Here is a 16209-nt window from a genome sequence, read left to right on the forward strand (position 1 = left end):
GATTGCAGTTTGCGGTTTTCAACAGCCACTCGTTGCGGTGATCGGAATATGAGGAGAAACGCGTGGCAGGATACCTGACAACCCATGTTCTGGACACCGCCAAAGGCTGTCCCGCAGAGGGGCTGAAAATTGCTCTGTACGCGATTACCCAGGACGGACGCCACAAACTGGCTGAGATGCTGACCAATGCAGACGGGCGAACAGACAGCCCAATACTACCGCAAGCAAACTTTGAAACCGGGGAATATGAACTTGTTTTCAGCGCGGGTGACTATCTGCGCGCCTCTGGCCAGGCGGATGACGAACCGCTGTTCCTGGATGAGATTCCAATCAGGTTTGGTATGTCTGAAGCAGACGCCCACTATCATGTGCCGCTCTTGCTATCGCCATACAGCTACTCCACGTATCGCGGCAGCTAACTGACCGGGCGAACCTTCCGCCCGTCGATCGCCCCTGCCGGGCCTCCTCCTGTTGAGCCGGACGCCGCACCCGTTGGGCGCGGCGCGGATAGTGACGGTTACAGCCCTTCGAGAAAATTTACGCGCGGCCGGGAGCCTTTGCTAACCGTTGATGTCCGAGTTTTGCACAACCTTGCCAATTCGCGCGATCATGAAATCCATGAACAAACGCGCCTTGGGATCCTGGTGACGTCGATGGGTATAGAGACACGCCATCTGAACAGAGACAGGAGGTGTCTCCTTTGCAACCACCACCAGACGTCCTGCCTTGAGATGTTCCGCTGCCTCAAACACAGGTTTCATCGCGATCCCCTGCCCTGACAACGCCCAATCGGTCAAAACATCTCCGTCATCGCATTCAAACCGGCCCGACACGGCATAACGTCTTGGCCCGTCTGGAGTTTCCAGCATCCACTGAAACTCTGCGGCGCCGGGATACCGCAGGTTAAGACACTCGTGCTTGTCGGACACAAGATCGGCTCCGTTTTGCGGCATCCCCCTGCGTTTTACATAGTCCGGTGCGGCACACAGAACCCGCGCGCAATCCGCGATCTTGCGAATACGCAGGGTGCTGTCCTCGGGCTGACCAATGAAAAAGGCCAGATCCAATCCTTCGGTCGTCAGGTCCACTGACCTGTCGGTCAGGCGCAATCGCACATCAATTTCGGGGTATTCCGAGAGAAAATCCGGCACATGTGGGGCTAATAACCTGCGCCCGACGCCCAAAGGCGCGGCTACGAACAGTGACCCGCGGGGGGCTTCGGTCAGGTGAACAACCTGCGCCTCGGCTTCATCTACGGCATCCAGGACCGCAACCGCTCCGGGGTAAAACGCACGTCCCTGCTCGGTCGGGCTGAGGTTACGTGTAGTCCGCTGAAACAGACGCACGCCCAAATGATCCTCAAGCTGCGATATTCGCGCCGAAGTCACCGCCGGTGAAACACGCAAATCCCTCCCGGCAGCAGACATGCTGCCCAGATCATAGACACGAACGAAGGTGCGAATATTGTCGAGATAGGACATCTTATCGTTTTTTTTGATACAGTTTGACAATATACGGGAATACCGAAGAAAAGCCAGTTTGCCTAGGGTGACTATAACCTACTGGAGAGAACTCTCATGTTTGAATTCGCCGTGTTCTGGGATTGGATGGCATTTGCTGTGCGCTGGCTGCACGTAATCACTGCTATCGCCTGGATCGGATCATCCTTTTACTTCATCGCTCTGGACCTTGGCCTGAATCGGGATATCCCCGGCCCCGCCGACGGGGAAGAATGGCAGGTACATGGCGGCGGCTTTTACCATATTCAGAAATACCTCGTCGCACCCGAGCGGATGCCGGATCATCTGACCTGGTTCAAATGGGAAAGCTATGCCACCTGGCTTAGCGGAGCTGCGCTGTTGATGATCGTCTACTGGGTTGGTGGAGAGCTTTATCTGATTGATGCCCAAAAGGCCGATCTGGCGCTGTGGCAGGGCATTCTGATCTCGGCTGCCTCGTTGACTATGGGCTGGCTTATCTACGACTTCCTGTGCAAATCCGGTCTGGGTGAGCGCCCAACATTACTGATGGTGCTGCTGTTTGTCCTGCTGGTGGTGATGGGCTGGGGGTACAACCAGATATTCACCGGGCGCGCGATGATGCTGCATCTGGGCGCATTCACCGCCACGATCATGACAGCGAATGTATTCTTCATCATCATGCCGAACCAGCGCATCGTCGTAGACGACCTTAAGAATGGCCGCACCCCGGACCCGAAATACGGCAAGATCGCCAAGTTGCGTTCGACTCATAACAACTATCTGACCTTGCCTGTGGTTTTCCTGATGCTTTCGAACCACTACCCGCTGGCCTTTGCCACCCAATACAACTGGATCATTGCGGCGCTGGTATTTCTGATGGGTGTCACAATCCGTCACTACTTCAATACACGCCACGCCCGCGCCGGTGATCCGACCTGGACGTGGCTGGTGACCGCTCTGCTATTCATCGCCATCATGTGGCTGTCCACCGCGCCTATGTACAAACCTCTGGAGGAGGCCGAGGCACAGCCGCTCACCGCATTTGAACAGAAATACGCTGAAGCAGACGGGTTCGAACAGGCACATGATGTCGTTCTGGGGCGCTGTTCCATGTGCCATGCGCGCGAACCGGTTTGGGACGGCATCCTGTGGGCGCCAAAGGGCATTCTTCTGGAAACCCAAGGTGACATCGCCCGCAATGCGAAACAGATTTACCTGCAGGCCGGTGTCAGTCACGCCATGCCACCCGCAAATGTCACCTATATGGAACCGGAAGATCGCGCGGCGATCATTCGCTGGTTCCGCAATGCTGGCCTTTGAACTGGCACTGAGCCATCACTTGTTCCGTTAATTTTCTTGGCCAAACGATAAACGCTTCCCCTACACGATTACAGATGTTCTAACTATCCTTAAGGGGCCGCCACATCCGAAAAGGCGCCGAAATTAATTTCTAGTTGGGGCAGCTGGAGCCAATAGATGCAGCGAATAAGACAATGCAGCTTTGTGAGAAATTGTCTGTTCGGAATAGTCGTCGCCACATTGCCCACATCGCTGGCCGCATTGGAAACCGTCCTCACGGCACCGGGCGCTCCGAAAGCGCTGGTTGAACGGATCGAAGATACCGCATCGGTGACAACCGCAGAATCCCGCGGGCTGGACACGCCGCTTGAACTTTTGTCAGCGGCCCTGTCGGACTATACCACCATTGTACAGATCCTTTATGACGAAGGCTATTTCAGTCCCGTCGTCAGCATTAAACTGGACGGGAAAGAGGCGGCGGAACTCAGTTCACTCAACGTGCCCAATCAGATCAACAAAATCGTGATTGCTGTTAAAACCGGCCCAACCTTCACATTTGGCCAGGCGGTGGTCCGGCCGATCGCGACCGAAACGGTTCTTCCCGAAGACTATGCGTCGGGCAAACTGGCCACCACCGGCGCCATTCAGCAAGCCGCGTCAGCAGGCGTGCAGGGATGGCGTGACGCTGGTCATGCCAAGGCCGAGGTCAGCGGCCAGAAAGTCATTGCCCGCCACGCCCAGGCAAAGCTGGATTCCCGCATTGACCTCGCTCCGGGACCGCGTCTGAGCTTTGGAAAAATGTACATCAAAGGCGACAGCGATGTTCGCCACAGGTCCGTCGAACAAATCGCCGGCTTCCCAACCGGAGAGGTGTATTCCCCCCAGCAGGTGCAAAAGGTCGGAACCCGGCTTCGCCGCACCGGCACGTTTAATATTGTCTCGATCGAAGAGCACGACACTCCCAACCCTGATGGCTCCCTGGATTTCGATGTCTATCTTGAAGACATGCCCAAACGCCGCCTGACCTTCGGTTTGGAAGTGGCCTCGCGCGATGGGATGGAGCTGTCGACGACCTGGACGCATCGCAACGTGTTCCGCCGCGCCCAGCGGCTGCGGTTTGAGGCATCGTTGCGCAATATTGGCGGGGCCGAGGATCTGGACGGGCGCATCGGGCTGCGGCTGGATCAGCCCGACCGGCTGGGCCCCGATGACAGTACGTTCTGGAGCGCCCTTCTGGAACGTCGCAACACCGACAATTACAACGTGACGGTGACGTCTCTGGCCTATGGTGCAAGACGCACATTTTCAGACCGCCTATACGCCGAGGCATCCGCCGGGTTTCAGTGGTCGGATGCAGATGACGCCTATGGCGACGGGCGTAAGTTCCGCTATTTCATCCTGCCGTTCCGCTCCGAATGGGATGAAAGGGACAGCAAGGTCAGCGCCGCCAATGGCTATTACCTGGATGCCCGTGTGATGCCATTTGTCGGCCTGTCCGACACAGAAACAGGCCTCAGGATGTTTGCGGACGCGCGTGCCTATACCAGTCTGCGGACGCAAGGTCGTCTCGTGCTGGCCGGACGGGTCCAGATTGGGTCGATTGTAGGACCCGCCTTGGACGGGGTCACACCCGATTTCCTGTTCTTTTCGGGCGGTGCGGGCACTGTGCGCGGTCAGCCCTATGAGAGCCTCGGCATCCCTGTTGGCAATGAGGTTGCTGGCGGCAAGTCTTTCCTCGGTCTATCTGGCGAAGTTCGCGGCAAAATCACCGAGACAATATCGCTGGTCGGGTTTTATGATTATGGTGTTGTCGACACGTCCTCTTTTGTCAGCAGCGCTGCAGAGAGCCATTCCGGCGCCGGGCTTGGGATCAGATACGACCTTGGCGGCTTTGGCCCCCTGCGTCTTGATTTGGCCCTTCCCGTTCAGGGCGACACCGGAGATGGTCTGCAGTTTTACATCGGAATTGGTCAGGCATTTTGACACATCGTTTCTCATATCCAGTTTTGGCTGCTGTTCTGCTGTGGGTGCCGTACCCCGTTCTGGCGCAGGACGAAGGCGGCAGTATGCTGGAGCAGTTTCTGCAGGATACCCTGTCCGGTGATGATCAGAACGTGACCGTCAAAGGCTTGCAAGGCGCGCTGAGCGCACGGGCCACAATCGCAGAGATCACCGTATCGGATGATGAGGGCGTCTGGCTGACCATCAAAGATGCCGAACTGGATTGGAACAGACTGGCCCTGATACGTGGGCGGTTCTCGGTCAATGCGCTGACAGCGCAAGAGATCGACGTAGCCCGTGCGCCGGGCGCCACAACCAAAGATACCCCTCCTCCTTCTGCGGAAACCCAGACATTCCAGCTGCCCGAGCTGCCTGTCGCAGTTGAAATCGGCGAAATCCGCGTGGATCAGCTGTCGCTGGGGCAGCCGCTGATTGGGGTAGCCGCCGACTTATCCGTCACCGGCAATCTGTCGCTTGCTGATGGAACGCTGGACACCAATCTCGACGTGGTGCGGCTGGATCGTGCCGGAGATGAGATCACACTGACCGCCGGGTTCGACAACTCGACAAGCGAGATCAATCTGGACCTGAACGTGGCCGAGGCATCCGGCGGGCTTATTTCGACCGCTTTGAACATTCCCGACAGCCCAACGATCGAGCTGACGGCAAAAGGTGCCGGACCGCTGACGGATTTCACCGCCGATATCGGGCTGAGCAGTGACGGGCAGCAGCGTCTGGCCGGGCAGGTTCGGCTTGGTTCGGCCCCTGACGACACTGCGGAAGGCATAGCATTTACCGCCGATCTGAACGGAGACCTGACACCCTTCGTCGGCCCTGCAATCGACCCGTTTTTCGGGACGGACTCGCGGCTGTTCGTGCAGGGCCAGACCCTGCCCGAAGGGGCGCTGGACCTGTCCGATCTTCAGCTTGCAACGCAGGCCCTGAACCTTGAAGGGAAGTTGGCCCTTGCCGAAGGTGGCACATTGCAGTTTGCCGCCTTGCAGGGACGCATTACCCCGCCGCAGGGACAGGCGGTCACGCTTCCGGTTGGCGGTGGTGACAAAACGATCAAGTCCGCGCATATCTCGACCTTGTTTGATCAGAAAAACGGCAATCTCTGGGATCTTAGCCTGACAGCAGATAAGTTCAAATCCCCCCAAGCCGAACTTGAGAGCATGCAAATTATCGCGCAAGGCGTGCTCGATCAGACCCTTGGATTTACTGTGAACGGCGATCTGCAAGCCAGCGTCACGGGCATTGATCTGACCGATCCGAACCTGAATACAGCCGTCGGAGATCGCATCACGCTGGACGGGCAGTTTGAGTATGGTGATGACCAGTCGCTGACATTGTCCGGTTTCGAACTGGTCGGGTCGGATTACACTCTGGCGCTGGACACGCTGATCAGTGGATTGACCAGCGGATTGGCTGTTGATGGCAAGGCTACGCTGGACGCTACCGACCTGTCCCGGTTCTCTGGCCTTGCCCAGTTGGAACTGGCAGGGTCGGCGTCGGCAGAGGTTCAGGGCAAGGGCTCTCCGCTTGAGGGCAGCTTTGATGGCAAAGTGGTTGTTCAGGGCAACAACCTATCGACCGGTCGCGACGATATCGACCCCGTAATCACCGGCCAGACCACCATCGCTCTGGATGCTCGTCGTGGGGCGGATGGAATATCCATACGCGAGTTCAAACTGAACGGTCAGGCCGCGCAGGCACAGGCCAGTGGCGAAGTGACCACGCCTGATGGCAATCTGACAATCGACGGTCAGGCCAGCTTCAACGCGCCCGACCTCTCGGTCTTTTCCGGGCTGGCCCAGCGGCAGCTTGGCGGGTCGCTCAGCGCGCAAATGGACGGCAAAGGCACCCTGCAGACGCAAGAGTTTGATGGCACGGCCAGCATTACGACGCAGGATCTGCAGACAGGTATGTCCGAAGTCGATCCTCTGCTTGCAGGCAAAACCGTGATCACCTGGGATGGTGCGAAAACGGGAGACCTTATCGACATACGCAAAGCCACCATCAACGGACGGGCCCTGACAGCACAAGTAAGCGCGTCGATCAATGACCCAACCGGCAATCTAGTTCTTGATGGTCAGGCACAGGTGACTGTCCCTGATCTTTCGCTATTTTCGGATCTCGCGGGCCGGGATCTTGCCGGGTCGGTTACCGCGGATATCAATGGCAACGGAGCTTTGTCCAGCCAAACCTTCGACATAGCCGGCGATGTCGATGCGCAGGACGTCCAGATTGGCATCAGTCTCGTCGACAAACTGATCGAAGGTCGAACGACGCTGCGTGTCGATGCCGAGAACAGTGATCAGGGTCTGAATGTCCAAAACTTCAAACTGCGGGGCACCGCCTTGACCGCAGACGCTTCGGGTCAGGTCAGCAAAGAGACCGGAGGGCTGAGCTATTCGGTAAAGCTGGACGATCTGGCGCGGATTTCCAAGACGTTGTCAGGACCACTGACGCTGGAAGGCAACGCCGCGCCAACAGCTTCGGGCCTTGAAGGAAGAGTCAGCTTGCGTGGGCCGGACAGTTCATACGCGTCGCTGACGGGGTCGGTCGGCTCTGACGGATCGGCAGACTTGGACTTTGACGCCGAGCTAAACAAGGTCGAGCGTTTCGCCCCAGATTTTCCTGGTACAATCACCGCTAATGGGACCGCAAAGCGCAAGGCAGGCGTCTGGACTATCAACTCTTCGGCGCAGGGCCCGGCACAGATCACCGGCAAAATCTCGGGCACCTTCGATGAAACCACAGGAAACGCCGATCTGCAGGCGCAAGGCGGGGTTAATATCGGTATCGCAAACCTGTTCATCACCCCCAACCAAATCGACGGGACTGCGCGGTACGACCTTAGCTTGAATGGCCAACCCTCGCTTGAGGCGCTCAGCGGGTCGATCACGACCTCTGGAACCTCGTTGGCGATACCGGGAGCCGGTCAGACCATTACCGGCATCAGTGGCGCGGTCGAGTTGGCCAACAACCGCGCCAACATCTCCCTAAATGGTGGAACCCGCGCCGGGGGTAATTTCACCGTCGCGGGCCCGATTGACCTGACGCCTCCGTTCAATGCGCAAATTACGACCACGCTCAATCGTCTCGTGCTGACGGATCAGCTTTTGTACGAGACGATCCTGAACGGGCAAATCGCAATGACCGGAGCTTTGGCCGGCAACAGCACAATAGTCGGGCAAATTACATTCGAGGAAACCAATATTAATCTCGCCGCCGCCTCGGGTGCGGTCGGCGCTGCACCCATACCAGAGATCGAACATATCAACGAAAACGCGGCCAGCTATCGGACTCGGGAACGTGCCCGTTTGGTAAAACAGGACGATGCCACCCAAAGCGATTCCCGTATTGCGCTGGACATCGCTCTGCTCGCCCCCAAGGCCGTGTTTGTCCGAGGTCGAGGCGTGAATGCCGAACTCGGCGGACAGCTGTACATAGGCGGAACAACAACCTCGATCATTCCTTCGGGCCAGATCGCTCTAATCCGAGGCAATTTCGACATTCTGGGCCGCAGGCTGGCCCTGACAAAAGGGATCGTGACCCTACAAGGCGACTTGACACCCTATATCGAATTTGAATCCTCAAACAGCACCTCGGACGGGACCGCTACAATCGAAATCGCCGGGCCGCTGGACGCCCCCGAGGTCAACGTGTTCTCGGATCCGGAACGGCCAGCAGAAGAGGCGCTGGCCATGCTGTTGTTTGGCAATCGTTTCTCTGAGCTGTCGCCCTTTGTCATTGCCCAGATGGCGGCATCGCTGGCGCAGCTCAGCGGTGCAGGAGGGGATGCAACCAAGGGTCTGAGGGAGTCGACCGGTGTCGACACAGTCGATATCGGAGCAACGTCAAGCGGCGGAATTTTGGGCGCCGGGGCGTATCTGGGTGACAATCTCTATACCGACTTCAACGTGAACACCGAAGGAAATACCGAAGTGAACCTCAATCTGGACGTCACCGATAATATCACAATGCGCGGAACCGTTGACGGGCGGGGGGAAACGGGATTGGGTGTCTTTTTCGAGCGCGACTACTAATCCTGCGCGAAACTCTGCATCTGTGACAACAGTTTCGGGCCAAATCACAGGAAGGCAGGGAATTTCATTAACCCCTTTACTATCAATTTCTTAACATGACAGCGAATGCACAAGTCGCTCTATTCATTTCGTGCGACACGAATTTTCATTGCCGTTCGTTTCGAATTTTTGACGTTTCGTACCAATTTCATTGCCAGGTCCGTGCCTATGCAGGAAAAGAAGGCAGCGCCTGGTTTTGCGGCGTCTTTATCGAGTGACTTGTTGACCAGTACGACCTGATTATAGAGGGGGAAAAACTCAAAATCGGGGAAAGCAAAAGATCAAAATTCAAATCTTTTCATTACTAAAAATATTGAACTGCCCACCTTCCCATCCACTGCGTATTCTGTACCCAGCAGCGATGGGAAGGTGGATTATCTAAACGAACCGATAAGCCGGATGTTTCCGCCGAACGATGTCAGCTTTGTTGTTGTGAAGCTTTAACTGTTGCCGGGCTTTCCGCTGACGCCATCTCGGACAGCCAATCACGCACGGCGCCGTGCCGGCTACGGGCGATCGCGATCTTTTTGCCGCAGCCCAGAACCAGATATCCGACTTCATTCAGGCTTTTAGCAATATCCACACACCGATTAGCAACCCAAAAGGACCGATGCACCTGTAGGCCATAGCATTCTGGCATTTGCGATAGGATGCCTTTGAACGTTGAACGCACCAGCACTTCTTTTTCATCTACACGCAGGGTGACATAGTGCTGCTGAGCCTGAACGAACAAGATATCCTTGGCCAAAAAATTTTGCCCATTGGCGGACACTAAACCATTGGCCACAGGAACACGGGATTCTACTCTGCTATCCGGCTCGTCCTCGGGTTGCGGATCGCCGGCTCGCAGGCGGGCCAGATAAGGTGGAAAAACCCAAACGATTACGATCACTTCAATTCCAACGACGAGAAAGTACTGAGGCAGCAAAAGCGGCGAGTTTTCAAAGCTGAAAGACAGAAACGTACTGAAAACCATTGTCGTTGCGAATTGGGCAAACTTCATCGCCCCATACGCAACGGGAAAACATGTCAGCGGGGTGAAAAACCGTTTGATGCCCAGATATCGGCTGCAGACTGCCTCAAAAAGCAACATCAGAACCACCGAACCCATATACCCCAGCAATCCGAACATCCAATAGATCGATCGCCCCAGCCCGTTTAGCGGTTCAGCAAACAATGACGGCGTCGCACCAAGGAGCAACAGCATCAAAGCGGGCAGAAACATGAGGAAGTTTCTGGACAGGAAAAAACTAAGGACTTCGCTCAGGATCGCATCAACCGACATACCCGGCAATACGACAAACGAAAGCTCAGCCTGTTTCAAATCGTTATACACGTCTTGCGGTTTCATTCAGCCCTTGTTGCTCTGATCGCACTACTACCATCTATTTCGGCTTCGGCGCCTAGGCCCGACTGCCCACAGGTTCGGGCCCTGCGCAATCGGTTCCCCAATTTCGTTTCCAAACCCAATCAAGACCTAACCTCACGACCGCAAAATGGGCGCTTGGTGGCGTTTTCTTAGGTTTAAAATTGCTGAAACCAGAGAAATATGGCGCAAATGGCGCAAAGCTGAGTGGGAAATGCCTATTTCCCCGTTGACGTCGCGGAAACCTAAAAGGGCGGCCTCGCTAGGCCGCCCTCAAAAACTCTACTCCGACACTCTTACTCAGCCGCGATTACGCCTTCGATCTTTTCAACGCGAATGGCCGAGAATTTGAACTCAGGGATTTTACCATAAGGGTCGATGGCCGAGTTGGTCAGGATATTCGCTGCCGCCTCAACATAGGCAAAGGGGATGAACACCATGTCCTCTGCAATCGCCCGGTCGGCACGCACCATGATCTCGATCGAGCCGCGACGGGTGGTCAGGCGAATGGTCTCGCCCGGTTCGATTCCCATCAGCTTCAGCTGACGTGGGTTCATCGAACAGTTGGCCTCTGGTTCAACCGCATCCAGCACCGTGGCCCGGCGGGTCATTGACCCTGTGTGCCAGTGTTCAAGCTGACGACCCGTGGTGGCGATCATCGGATATTCCTCATCCGGCGCTTCATCCGGCTGGATCACGCTGGCAGGAGTGAACTTGGCCCGCCCATCGGCACGAGGGAAGCCATCACCAAACACAATCGCTTGGCCCGGATCGGTCTCAGACAGCGACGGGTAGGTGATTGTTTCGGTCTCCAGCCGCTCCCAGGTGATATTGTCGAGAGACTCCATCGTCAGTTTCATCTCGGCAAACACTTCGGACACATCCGAATAAGACCAGTTCAGGCCAATGCGCTGCGCAAGTTCGACGGTGATTTTCCAATCCTCGCGCGCCTCACCCGGAGGCGCCACAGCTGGGCGCACTCGTTGTACCTGACGGTTGGTGTTCGACACGGTGCCGTTCTTTTCATACAGCGCCGAGGCAGGCAGGATGATATCGGCGTAGTTCGCCGTTTCGGTCAGGAAGATGTCCTGCACGATCATCAACTCTAGCTTGGCCAGTGCGTCCCGCGCGTGGCCTACATCGGGGTCGGACATGGCTGGGTTTTCACCCTGAATATACATGCCCTTGATATTGCCCGCATATGCTTGATCGATGATTTCAGTGACGGTCAAGCCTTTTTCGTTCGAGAAATCCTCAGACCCCCAGACCGAGGTGAACTGTGCCCGGATGTTGTCATCGGTCACCGTTTTGTAATCGGGCAGGAACATCGGGATCAGGCCCGCGTCCGACGCGCCCTGCACATTGTTCTGACCGCGCAGCGGGTGCAGGCCCGCGCCGGGTTTACCAACGTTGCCGGTCATCAACGCCAGCGAGATCAGGCAGCGCGAATTGTCGGTGCCGTGGATATGCTGACTGACACCCATACCCCAGAAAATAAGCCCGGCCTTGGCCTGTGCAAAGATGCGCGCCACGCGGCGCAGCTGATCAGGATCGATACCGCAGATCGGCGCCATCGCTTCGGGGGTGAAGGCGCGCAGGTGTTCCTTCTCGGCCTCCCAGTTCTCGGTCCAGCGGTGGATATACTGGCTGTCATACAGCTCTTCTTCGACGATCACGTTCATGATCGCGTTCAGCATCGAAACATCGGCACCGGGGCGGAATTGGAGCATCTCATCGGCGAACTTGCGCATGCCAACGCCGCGCGGGTCCATCACGATCAGCTTGCCGCCGCGTTTGGTGAACTGCTTGAAGTAGGTCGCCGCAACGGGGTGGTTCTCAATCGGGTTGGCCCCGATGATGATGGCCACATCCGCGTTTTCGATCTCGTTAAAGGTTGCGGTCACAGCACCCGAACCGACGTTTTCAATCAGCGCCGCCACCGATGAGGCGTGGCACAGACGCGTGCAGTGGTCGACATTGTTGTGCCCAAATCCCTGACGAATGAACTTCTGGAACAGATATGCTTCTTCGTTGGTGCATTTGGCCGAGCCAAAGCCCGCGACATTGTGTGGGTCCTGGTCGCGCAGCGCCTTCAGTCTGGAGGACGCCAGGTCCATCGCCTCTTCCCAGGTCGCTTCGCGGAAATGGGTCGACAGGTTCGAAGGATCGACATTCAGCCCCTTGGCGGGCGCATCCTCGCGCCGAATCAGCGGCTTGGTCAGGCGGTGGGGATGGTGGATATAGTCGAACCCAAACCGGCCTTTAACACACAGGCGGCCTTCATTGGCGGGGCCGTTGATCCCCTCGACATATTTCACCTTGCCGTCTTTGACCTTGAGCGAGACCTTACAGCCCACGCCGCAGAACGGGCAGACACTTTCGGTCTCGGAATCATAGTCCTTGCTGTCTCCAACCTGCTGATCGTCCAGCACCGTGGCTGGCATCAGAGCACCGGTCGGACAGGCCTGAACGCATTCGCCGCAGGCCACACAGGTTGAATCGCCCATCGGGTCGTTCTGATCGAACACCACCTGCGCGGTGTGACCGCGCCCGGCCATCCCGATCACATCATTGACCTGCACATCCCGGCAGGCCCGGACGCAGAGGTTGCAGTTGATGCAAGCATCCAGATTAACCCGCATCGCGATATGGCTGTCATCCAGCAACGGGATTTTCTCGACCTCTTTGGCCGGGAACCGGCTGTCGCTGACATCGTTCAGTTCGGCCATGTCCCAGAAATGGCTGGATTTGTCGTGGGCCACCTCGGGCTGATCGGCGACCAGCAATTCCATGACCATTGCGCGCGATTTCTCGGCACGGTCGCTGTCGGTTTTCACCACCATGCCGTCCGCCGCAGGGCGAATGCACGAAGCGACAAGAGTGCGCTCGCCTTCCACCTCGACCATGCAGGCGCGGCAGTTGCCGTCGGGTTTGTAACCCGGCTGCGGCTTATGACACAGGTGCGGAATGGTGAACCCCTGCCCCTTGGCGGCTTCCCAGATGGTCCAGCCCTCGGGCACGGTGACATCATCGCCGTTCAGGTTGAAGGTGACGGTCTTGGTTGGGCTTGCATCAAGCATGGCTCTGTCTCCCTCAGATTTCGTCAGCGAAGTGTTTCATGACCAGACGGATCGGGTTCGGGGCCGCCTGCCCCAGACCGCAGATCGAGGCATCGCCCATGACCTGGCACAGATCTTCCAGCAGATCCTGATCCCACTTGTCAGCCTGCATCAGCTTGACCGCCTTTTCACAGCCCGCCCGGCAGGGCGTGCACTGGCCACAGCTTTCATCCTCGAAGAAGCGCAACATGTTCAGCGCAGCATCGCGGGCCGTATCCTGATCGGACAGAACCACCACAGCAGCGGAACCGATAAACGTCCCGTGTGGTTGCAAGGTGTCGAAGTCCAGAGGGATATCATCCATCGACGCAGGCAGCAGACCCGAAGACGGCCCACCCGGCTGATACGCCTTGAAAGTCTGACCCTCGGCCATGCCGCCAGCGGCCTCAATCACATCCACAATGGTCGACCCTGCGGGCAGTAGATAGACGCCCGGCTGCGCCACCCGGCCCGAGACCGAATAGCTGCGCAGACCCGTGCGCCCATTCTTTTCCGTGCTGTTGAGGCATTCCGGCCCCTCGCGGCAGATTTTCGACACCCAATAGAGCGTCTCGACATTGTGCACCAAGGTCGGACGGTTAAAGACCCCAACCTGCGCCACAAACGGAGGCCGGTGACGCGGCAAGCCTTTCTTGCCTTCGATCGACTCGATCATCGCGGATTCTTCGCCGCATATATAGGCACCGGCGCCCCGGCGCAGATCGATATATCCCTTTTCAACCAGGCCAGCTTGTTCCAGCTCGGCAATCTCGCGGCGTAGAATTTCCAGCACCGCCGGATATTCATCGCGCATATAGATAAAGCAGGTCTCGGCCTCGACCGCCCATGCGGCTATCAGCATGCCTTCAAGGAAGACATGCGGCGTGCGTTCAAGGTAATAGCGATCTTTGAACGTGCCAGGCTCGCCTTCATCGCCATTCACGGCCAGATAGCGGGTGCCTTCGTTCATGCGAACGAAGCCCCATTTCTTGCCGGACGGGAAGCCAGCACCACCCAGACCGCGCAAGCCCGAGGACAGGATGTCTTCCTGTACTTTCTCCCAATCACCGCTCTCGCGCAGCTCTTTCAGCTTGGCATAGCCGCCGTTTGCTTCATATGCCGCAAAGGTTTCATAGGCGGGCAAATGGGCGTGGGTATCATCCGTAGCAATCGCCGCCTGCACCTTTTCAGGGGTGGCATGGTCGATATGGTTATGCCCGATCTCCAGCACAGGCGCAGTATCGCAACGACCCATGCAAGGCGCACGCAAGACACGGACGTTGGAAGGATCAAGACCGTCTTCCAACGCCTTTTGCAACTGCTGGGCACCGGCCATTTCGCAGGACAGGGAATCGCAGACGCGGATGGTCAGCGCGGGCGGTGGGGCTTCATCCTCTTTCACCACATCGAAATGGGCATAGAACGTGGCGGTCTCATAGATCTCGGCCTGACCAATCCGCATCTCGACTGCAAGCGCGGCAATATGATCGGCGCTGATATGGCCGTGTTCGTCCTGAATTAGATGCAGAAATTCGATCAAAAGGTCGCGACGGCGGGGACGATCGCCCAGCAGGCGCGTGATCTCGGCCTGTGCCTCATCCGTGAACTGACGGCCTTTGGGTGTGTGCCGCCCCTTGCCTTTACCTGACTTCCAGACGCCCTTTGGCGCGCCTGATGGCTTGGTATCTAATGGTGCCATGATGCCCTCCGATTCAGGCCCCGTGTCTCATCAGACTAGCATATCGTCAAATCGCATATTTCAATCGCACGATAACGACACCTTATCACCGCAAAGACGTCACCACCGCGCGCAACGCTCCAACCGTTGGCAGTTCCGGATCGCGTGTCAGGGTCGCCAGACAGATAGGTTTGCTGACCACCGGATCGACCAAAGGCAGAACCTTTGTTCCCTTCAGATCCCCCAACGCCCGTACTAACACGCGTGGCACCACGGTGGCCGCCAATCCCTCACGCGCCATGACCATTGAGGCAGTGAACCCGCTGGTTTCCGCGACCACATGAGGATGCAGGCCCTGTTCTGCGAAAATCCGGTCTAATATGCGGCGGTTCTGCATCTGCGGTTCAAGCAGGCTGACCGGAAATTCGGCGACCCGCGCCCAGGGAATTGGCCCCGTTTCGTCTGTCATATGAGACGGGATCAACAGGACATAGGTTTCTTCATACAGCGACTGTACCTGCCGCAAATCGGTGCCGATACTGTCGCCATATGTGATGCCCGCATCCAGACTGCCTTCGTCCAGCCGATGTTGAATGGCCGTAGCCGACATCGTTTCGATCCGAGTGATGATGCGCGGATGCGCCTGCTGTAGACGCTTGATCAACCGGCCCGTAAAGGCGATTGCAGTCGGGATCACGCCCAGTATCAGAGTCCCCGTGATTTCCCCCTTTGCCGCCTGCACCTGCTGTTCCAAGGCCTTGGTGTCGTCCAGAATGCGCCGCGCCCGCTGGACGATCATCTCGCCCTCTTCGGTCAGGCCCTGAAACCGGTTGGCGCGGCGGACGATGGACACGCCCAACCGATCCTCTAGGTTGCGAATACGCATAGAAAACGCAGGCTGGGAAATCCCGCATTCCTCGGCTGCCTTTGCAAAATGCCGGTGCCGCGCCAAAGCGCTGAGCAGTTGCAGGTCGCGGATTTCGATCATGTGGCGGCATCACTCATATCAGGTCGGTGCCGACACTAGCGGAATTCCTTGGGATACGGAAAGCAGGAGTTAAACCCGGCCCCTCCTCGAACCGATCCTTATTACCATTGGTAATGCCAAGTTTGGGCCTTAGGGTCAGGACTCATAGCCAATAGATGACGAGAGCTGCGATGGCGATTGCTGAGAGGAAGACCTTCGGGCACCTGT

The 16209-nt window shown here is 57.2% G+C and carries 9 protein-coding genes; 4 read left to right on the forward strand and 5 right to left on the reverse strand.

Translation table 11 applies throughout. The annotated features are described in order from the left end of the window. Positions 1–62 precede the first annotated feature (62 nt). Complete coding sequence (gene uraH, locus AC2FH8_RS19210; RefSeq protein WP_142640109.1) at positions 63–419, forward strand: hydroxyisourate hydrolase; 357 nt, start codon at positions 63–65, stop codon at positions 417–419. A gap of 141 nt (positions 420–560) precedes the next feature. Here the strand turns inward: uraH and AC2FH8_RS19215 are convergent, their stop codons facing one another. Then, positions 561–1481, reverse strand: a complete 921-nt coding sequence (locus AC2FH8_RS19215) for a LysR family transcriptional regulator (RefSeq protein ID WP_281973831.1) — start codon at positions 1479–1481, stop codon at positions 561–563. A 96-nt stretch (positions 1482–1577) separates the two neighbouring features. Here AC2FH8_RS19215 and AC2FH8_RS19220 point away from each other — a divergent pair, with 96 nt between their 5' ends. The 3 genes from AC2FH8_RS19220 (at position 1578) to AC2FH8_RS19230 (ending at position 8833) form a co-directional block, all read left to right on the forward strand. Continuing rightward, complete coding sequence (locus tag AC2FH8_RS19220) at positions 1578–2801, forward strand: urate hydroxylase PuuD (protein ID WP_281973832.1); 1224 nt, start codon at positions 1578–1580, stop codon at positions 2799–2801. A 156-nt stretch (positions 2802–2957) separates the two neighbouring features. Then, positions 2958–4763: an autotransporter assembly complex protein TamA gene (locus tag AC2FH8_RS19225; RefSeq protein ID WP_496690490.1), complete on the forward strand. Its 1806-nt coding sequence runs from the start codon at positions 2958–2960 to the stop codon at positions 4761–4763. Beyond that, positions 4760–8833: a translocation/assembly module TamB domain-containing protein gene (locus tag AC2FH8_RS19230; protein WP_496690491.1), complete on the forward strand. Its 4074-nt coding sequence runs from the start codon at positions 4760–4762 to the stop codon at positions 8831–8833. Before AC2FH8_RS19225 ends, AC2FH8_RS19230 begins: the two co-directional genes overlap by 4 nt. Before the next feature lie 457 nt (positions 8834–9290). Here the strand turns inward: AC2FH8_RS19230 and AC2FH8_RS19235 are convergent, their stop codons facing one another. From AC2FH8_RS19235 to AC2FH8_RS19250, 4 genes are all read right to left on the reverse strand, one after another. Beyond that, positions 9291–10223, reverse strand: a complete 933-nt coding sequence (locus tag AC2FH8_RS19235; RefSeq protein ID WP_496690492.1) for a LytTR family DNA-binding domain-containing protein — start codon at positions 10221–10223, stop codon at positions 9291–9293. 311 nt (positions 10224–10534) lie between these two features. Further along, a complete protein-coding gene (fdhF, locus tag AC2FH8_RS19240) occupies positions 10535–13318 on the reverse strand; it encodes a formate dehydrogenase subunit alpha (protein ID WP_496690493.1) in 2784 nt (927 codons plus the stop codon). 13 nt (positions 13319–13331) lie between these two features. Next, a complete protein-coding gene (locus tag AC2FH8_RS19245) occupies positions 13332–15035 on the reverse strand; it encodes an NAD(P)H-dependent oxidoreductase subunit E (RefSeq protein ID WP_496690494.1) in 1704 nt (567 codons plus the stop codon). An 85-nt stretch (positions 15036–15120) separates the two neighbouring features. Then, a complete protein-coding gene (locus AC2FH8_RS19250; RefSeq protein WP_142640095.1) occupies positions 15121–16002 on the reverse strand; it encodes a LysR family transcriptional regulator in 882 nt (293 codons plus the stop codon). Positions 16003–16209 lie beyond the last annotated feature (207 nt).

The sequence above is a fragment of the Ruegeria sp. CDSC025 genome, from assembly GCF_059610805.1.